This window comes from Mycobacterium sp. 1245499.0 (assembly GCF_001673615.1).
In the GTDB taxonomy this organism is placed as follows: Bacteria; Actinomycetota; Actinomycetes; order Mycobacteriales; family Mycobacteriaceae; genus Mycobacterium; species Mycobacterium europaeum_A.
Window position 1 is genome coordinate 1 of the sequence record NZ_LZMG01000002.1, and the last position, 6,300, is coordinate 6,300.

Sequence of the window (6,300 nt, forward strand, 5' to 3'; positions counted from 1 at the left end):
ATTCGTGTTCGTACCAGCCGCCGCCGATACCCATCTGGATGCGGCCACCGGAGATGATGTCGGCCGTCGCGGCGACCTTGGCCAGGTAGACGGGGTTGCGGTAGCTCATCGCCGTGCACATCTGGCCGAGCTTGATCCGCGAGGTGGTCGCCGCGTAGGCGGCCATCAGCGACCAGGCCTCGTGCGTGGCTTCCCCGGTCGGCACGGGCACGGTGTGGAAATGGTCGTAGACCCAAAGTGAATCCCAGCTGCCCTTGTCCGCGTGGTCGGCCAGCTCGCGCATCACCGCCCAGTGGTTCTCCGGTTCGATGCCGACCAGATCCATTCGCCAGCCCTGCGGGATGAAGAGACCAAAGCGCATACCCGGACTGTAGCCGCAACCCTGCGGCCGTCACCCGCCCAGCGCGTCGAGCGCGGCCGCGACCGACTTCGCTCGCGACACCTCGTGCGGAGCATCGGGGGACTTACGCTTACCGAACGTTAAGTAAGTATGGGAGATCGTCATGCGGATCCTCGTCTCCGGTGCCAGCATCGCCGGCCCGGTCCTGGCCTACTGGCTGACCCGTCACGGCTTCGACGTCACCGTGGTGGAGCGCGCACCGACGCTACGCAAAACCGGCGGCCACGCCGTCGACTTGTTCCGTCCGGCAATGGAGATCTCGGCGAAGATGGGCGTCCTGCCACGCATCGAGGCGCGGGCCACCGGAACGGACCGGCTGACGATGCACCGGGAAGGCCGGACGAAGCCCACCCGAATCGACCTCACCAAGATCTACGCGGCCACCTCCGACCGGCACGTGGAGATCATGCGCGACGACCTCAGCGAGATCTACTACGACGCCGCGCGCGACGACGTCGAGTACCTGTTCGGTGACTCCATCACCGGGATCGAGCACGACGGCACCGTGACCTTCGAGCACGGCCCAGCGCGCACCTTCGACGTGATCGTAGGCGCCGACGGGCTGCATTCCAATGTGCGGCGCCTGACCTTCGGTGAAGACGCCGAGCTCACCCGCTTCCTCGGCGGCTACCTGTCGGTGGTCTCGGCGCCCAAGGCGCTGGTCGCGCCCGGCGAGATGGTCGCCCACATCGGGGTCGGGCGCTTCGCCGGCATCTACACCGCCGATCACCTGGACGACGCGCGGGCGGTGTTCATGTTCCGCAGCACGGCCGAATTGGATTACGACCACCGCGATGCGTTGCGGCAGAAGCGATTACTGCACGAGGCGTTTACCGGGATGCACGAGCAGGTGGACGGCTGGTTAAGCGAACTGGAGCGCACCCCCACCTTCTACTTCGACTCCATCACCCAGCTGCGCACCGATCGGTGGTCGCGCCGCCGGGTCACCCTGGTCGGGGACGCCGGATACTGTCCGGGGCCCGCGGTGGGCGGCAGCACCAGCCTCGCCGTCCTCGGCGCCTACGTGCTGGCCGGCGAGCTCGCCGAGGCCGACGGGGACCACCTGCGCGCCTTCGCCGCCTACGAACTCCGGATGCGCGAACCGGTGCACCGCAGCCGGTCGTTTGCCCGCGGTGCGGCCAAGGGCGTCATCCCCGGTTCACGAATCGGCCTGTGGGCGTTGACCCGTGGGGCCCAGCTGGTCTCGGCGATGCCCGGACCGCTGTCGCGGTCCTTGGCGAAGCTCAACACCAAGGGCGTGCGGATGCACGACTCGATGCCAGTCCCCGAGTACACCTTCAGCGACGTCTGACAGCATGTTGCGTAGAGCCGCGGACCCGAGTCACCGCGCGCCACCACGGGAAGGCTGCAGATGGAACTGACCGGTGTGGGGATCTGGAGCAGTCAACTGCGCTACGGCGACCCGGCCGAATCCGCCGACGCCGCAGCGGAACTCGACGACCTGGGCTTCCCCGCGCTGTGGATACCGGATGTCGGCGGTCCGGTGTTCGACGCGGTGGGTCATCTGCTCGGCGCGACCAAGCGGACCGTGATCGCCACCGGGATCCTGAACCTGTGGATGCATTCACCCTCCGAGGTCGCCGACTCCTATGCGGCCCTGACCGCCGAGCACGGTGACCGCTTCCTGCTGGGCATCGGCGTCAGCCACGCGCCGCTGATCGATGCCGGCCAACCCGGTCGCTACCGCAAACCGCTGGCGGCAACGGCGGCGTTCCTGGACGGCTTGGATGCCGCGCCGCGGCCGGTGCCCATCGAGCGCCGGGTCCTTGCCGCGCTCGGCCCCAAGATGCTGACCCTGTCGGCGACCCGCGCCGGGGGCGCCCACCCGTACCTGGTCACCCCCGAACACACCGCCTCCGCCCGTGCGACTTTGGGCCAGGGCCCATTGCTGCTGCCCGAACAGACGGTGATCCTGACCGACAGCGCCGAGGAGGGCCGCCAGATCGGAACCGATTGGCTGCGCGCGTATTTGGCCTTGCCCAACTACGCCAACAACCTGTTGCGCAGCGGCTTCTCCGAGGACGACCTGTCGCAGGTGAGCGACCGGCTCTTCAACGCGATCATCGCGTGGGGCGACGAAGAGGCCATCATGCGCCGCGTCGCCGAACATCGTTCCGCCGGCGCCGACCACGTCTGCGTCCAGGTGCTGCTGGCCGATCCCCGCGCCTTCCCGCGCGAGGAATGGCGCCGGATCGCCGCCGCCTCCCGGTAGGGTGACCGGCCGCGTCGAAGCGGCCTAGGGTGAGCTATGGCTTCCAAACAGACGCTGTTTCGGATCTTCTACCGCATCGGTTTCACCCCGTGGGACGGTCATCCGCTCGCCCAGAGCGTGCGCGATCTCGTCGAGGGCACCCCCGACGCCGCCGCGCTCCCCGCAGGGTCGGCCCTGGAGGTCGGCTGCGGCACCGGCGACTGCTCCATCTACCTCGCCCAGCACGGCTGGAAGGTCACCGCGGTCGACTTCGTGGCCAAACCGCTCGAGCGCGCCCGCGCGAAGGCACAGGCTGCGGGCGCCACGGTCGACTTCGTCCAGGCCGACGTCACGCAGTTGAGCCGGACGGGCATCGGCACCAACTTCGGGTTGATCGTCGACAACGGGTGCCTGCACAACATGAGCGACGCGGATCGCGACGCCTATGTCCGCGAGATCAGCGCCCTTGCCGCACCCGACGCCCGCCTGCTGATCGTCGCGTTCGTCCCCGGTGGCCGGGTCGGGGTGCGCGGGATCGACCGCGCCGAGATGGAACGCCGATTCACCCAGAGCTGGACGCTGCTGTCGGCCGGCGCCGAACGCGAGCTGGACCGCGCCGAGAAGACGCCGGCGTGGTACTACCTATTCGCGCGCCGCGACACGTAACCTGTTGCGACGACACGCCGTAGCGCTTCGCAATGGCTTAAGTCTCGGCGCAGCGGCCGAGCCGCCGTACGCATAAGCCCCCGAAACCTCGTGGTTTCGGGGGCTTATGCGCTTGCGTTGGTGCAGGCTAGGTCAGCGACGCCGGCGGCAGGAACCGGTCGCCGTAGCGGGCCGCAAGCTCCTTGGCCCGGGCCACGAAGGCTTCCTTGCCGATGCCGTGCTTGCCCTCGTAGCCGACGATGAACTGGGCGCTACCACCGGTGTAGGGCGGGAAGCCGATGCCCATGATCGACCCGATGTTGGCGTCGGCGGTCGACGTCAGCACGCCCTCGTCCAGGCACTTCTGCGTCTCGAGCGCCTCGGCGAACAACATGCGATCGATCATGTCCTGCAACGGAATATCGGCGCTGCCGGACTTGAACGTCTCGCGCAGGCCCGGCCATAGCCGGGTGCGCTTGCCGTCGACGTACTCGTAGAAACCCGCGCCCTTCAGCCGCGACGGGCGGCCCAGCTCGATCATCTTCTCGACGACGGCCTCGGCCGGGTGCGGCTCGTAGGTGCCGCCCGCGTCCTCGACACCCTTGCGGGTGGCCGTGGCGATCTTGTGCATCAGCTCCAGGTTGAGCTCGTCGGACAGCTGCAGCGGCGGCGCCGGGTAGCCGGCCTGCGAACCGGCGTGCTCGACGCTGGCCGGCTCCACGCCCTCACCGAGCATGGCGAGCGCCTCGTTGACGAACGTGCCGATGACGCGGCTGGTGAAGAAGCCGCGGCTGTCGTTGACGACGATCGGGGTCTTGCCGATGGCCAGCGTGTAGTCGAACACCCGGGCCAGCGCCTCGTCGGAAGTCTTTTCGCCCCTGATGATTTCGACCAGCGGCATCTTGTCGACCGGCGAGAAGAAGTGGATCCCGATGAAGTCCTCCTGGCGCTTCACGCCGGTAGCCAGACCGGTGATCGGCAGCGTCGAGGTGTTCGACCCCAGCAGTGCGTTGGGCTCGACGATGTCCTCGATCTCCTGGAACACCTTGTGCTTGAGTTCCTGGTTCTCGAACACCGCCTCGATCACGAAATCGACGCCCTTGAAGGCCTCGGGGTCGGCGGCCGGGGTGATCCGGTCCAGCAGCGCCTTGCTCTTCTCCTCGGTGGTCTTGCCACGCTGAAGCGCCTTGGCCTCAAGCTTTTCCGAGTATCCCTTGCCCTTCTCGGCGGCCTCGAGGCTGACGTCCTTGAGCACCACCTCGAAGCCGGCCTTGGCCGAGACGTAGGCGATACCGGCGCCCATCATGCCCGCACCCAGCACACCGATCTTGTTGATCTTGACCGGTTCGATGCCGTCGGGCCGCGACCCACCGCCGTTGATGTGCTGCAGGTCGAGGAAGAACGCCTGGATCATGTTCTTGGCGACCTGGCCGGTGACCAGCTGGGTGAAATAGCGGCTCTCGATGCGGCTGGCGGTGTCGAAGTCCACCTGCGCGCCCTCGACGGCCGCGTCCAGGATGGCGCGCGGCGCCGGCATCGGTGCGCCCTTGAGCTGCTTCTTGAGCAGCGCCGGGAACGACGGCAGGATGCCGGCCAGCGCGGGGCTGGCGGGGGTGCCGCCGGGCATCTTGTAGCCCTTTTTGTCCCATGGCTGGGTGTATGAGTCGGGGTCGTCCTTGACCTGTTTGATCCAGGCCTTGGCGGCGGGCACCAATTCGTCTACCGAGCCGACGATTTCGTCGACCAGGCCGATCTCCTTGGCCTTGTCGGCCTTGAACCGGGTGCCCTGCGACAGGATGTTCATGAAGGCGTTCTGGATGCCGAACATCCGCACGGTGCGGGTCACCCCGCCGCCGCCGGGCAGCAGACCCAGCGTGACCTCGGGCAGGCCGACGACCAGGCCCTTGACGTCCGCGGCGATGCGGTGGTGACAGGCCAGCGCGATCTCCAGACCGCCGCCCAGCGCCGCGCCGTTGATGGCGGCCACCACCGGCTTGCCCAGCGTCTCGAGCGCACGCAGGTCACGCTTGACCGACTCGACGGTGTCGAACGCCTCCCCGGCGTTCTCCGGGCCGAGGTTGATCATGCCCTTCAGGTCACCGCCGGCGAAGAAGGTCTTCTTCGCGCTGGTGATCACCACACCGGTGATCGAATCCTTCTCGGCGGCAAGGCGTTCCACAGCGTTGTGCATGGACTCGCTGTAGTGCTCGTTCATCACGTTGGCCGACCCGGTGGGGTCGTCCAGGGTCAGGGTGACGATGCCGTCGTCGTCCTTGTCCCACTGAATGGTGTTCTCTGCCATGGTCTTAAACCCTCTCGATGATGGTGGCGACACCCATGCCGCCGCCGATGCACAGCGTGATTAGCGCGCGACGCGCGTTGCGGCGCTCGAGCTCGTCGACCATGGTGCCGGTGATCATGGCGCCGGTGGCGCCCAGCGGGTGGCCCATCGCGATGGCGCCACCGTTGACGTTGAGCTTCTCGTCGGGGATGTTGAGGTCCTTCTGGAACTTCAGCACCACCGACGCGAACGCCTCGTTCAGCTCGAACAGGTCGATGTCGTCGATCGTCAGGCCCGCGCGGTCGAGCACCTTCTGCGTGGCCGGGGTCGGGCCGGTGAGCATGATGACCGGGTCCGAGCCGCTGGTGGCGGTGGCCACGATGCGTGCCCGCGGCGTCAGGCCCTGCGACTTGCCCGCGGCTTCCGAACCGACCAGCACCAGCGCGGCGCCATCGACGATGCCCGAGCTGTTGCCGCCGGTGTGGACGTGGTTGATCTTCTCGACCCAGTGGTACTTGGTGAGCGCGACGTCGTCGAACCCGCCCATCTCACCGATTCCGTCGAACGCGGTCTTCAGCTTGCCCAGGCCCTCGAGCGTGGTGTCGGGCCGCATGTGCTCGTCGTGGTCGAGGATGACCAGACCGTTCTGGTCGCGCACCGGCACCACCGACTTGGCGAAGTAGCCGCCCGACCACGCCGCGGCGGCCTTCTGCTGGCTGCGCAGCGCGTAGGCGTCGACGTCGTCGCGGGAGAAGCCCTCGA

The 6,300-nt window shown here is 67.7% G+C and carries 6 protein-coding genes; 3 read left to right on the forward strand and 3 right to left on the reverse strand.

Translation table 11 applies throughout. The annotated features are described in order from the left end of the window. Positions 1–361, reverse strand: a 361-nt coding sequence (locus A5646_RS00010) for an LLM class flavin-dependent oxidoreductase (protein ID WP_156748922.1), incomplete at its 3' end; no start/stop codon positions are given. Positions 362–503: 142 nt separating this feature from the next. On the opposite strand from A5646_RS00010, the gene A5646_RS00015 reads away from it, so the two are divergent. Genes A5646_RS00015 through A5646_RS00025 form a run of 3 tightly spaced genes read left to right on the forward strand, consistent with a single transcriptional unit; the run spans position 504 to position 3,278 of the window. Beyond that, entirely contained in the window at positions 504–1,712 is a 1,209-nt protein-coding gene (locus A5646_RS00015) for an FAD-dependent monooxygenase (RefSeq protein ID WP_066880527.1), read from the forward strand. 60 nt (positions 1,713–1,772) lie between these two features. Further along, entirely contained in the window at positions 1,773–2,633 is an 861-nt protein-coding gene (locus A5646_RS00020; protein ID WP_067018904.1) for an LLM class F420-dependent oxidoreductase, read from the forward strand. 36 nt (positions 2,634–2,669) lie between these two features. Further along, positions 2,670–3,278, forward strand: a complete 609-nt coding sequence (locus A5646_RS00025; RefSeq protein WP_066864237.1) for a bifunctional 2-polyprenyl-6-hydroxyphenol methylase/3-demethylubiquinol 3-O-methyltransferase UbiG — start codon at positions 2,670–2,672, stop codon at positions 3,276–3,278. 127 nt (positions 3,279–3,405) lie between these two features. On the opposite strand, the gene A5646_RS00030 is transcribed toward A5646_RS00025, so the two are convergent. After that, a complete protein-coding gene (locus tag A5646_RS00030; RefSeq protein ID WP_066864240.1) occupies positions 3,406–5,559 on the reverse strand; it encodes a 3-hydroxyacyl-CoA dehydrogenase NAD-binding domain-containing protein in 2,154 nt (717 codons plus the stop codon). A gap of 4 nt (positions 5,560–5,563) precedes the next feature. Next, positions 5,564–6,300: acetyl-CoA C-acyltransferase (locus A5646_RS00035; RefSeq protein ID WP_156765476.1), on the reverse strand; the 737-nt coding region annotated here is incomplete at its 5' end.

What these genes read in the sequence shown, in the direction of transcription:
- A5646_RS00030 (WP_066864240.1), bottom strand. Translation starts at nt 5,559, where the DNA reads ATGGCAGAGAACACCATTCAGTGGGACAAGGACGACGACGGCATCGTC.
- A5646_RS00015 (WP_066880527.1), top strand. Translation starts at nt 504, where the DNA reads ATGCGGATCCTCGTCTCCGGTGCCAGCATCGCCGGCCCGGTCCTGGCC.
- A5646_RS00020 (WP_067018904.1), top strand. Translation starts at nt 1,773, where the DNA reads ATGGAACTGACCGGTGTGGGGATCTGGAGCAGTCAACTGCGCTACGGC.
- A5646_RS00025 (WP_066864237.1), top strand. Translation starts at nt 2,670, where the DNA reads ATGGCTTCCAAACAGACGCTGTTTCGGATCTTCTACCGCATCGGTTTC.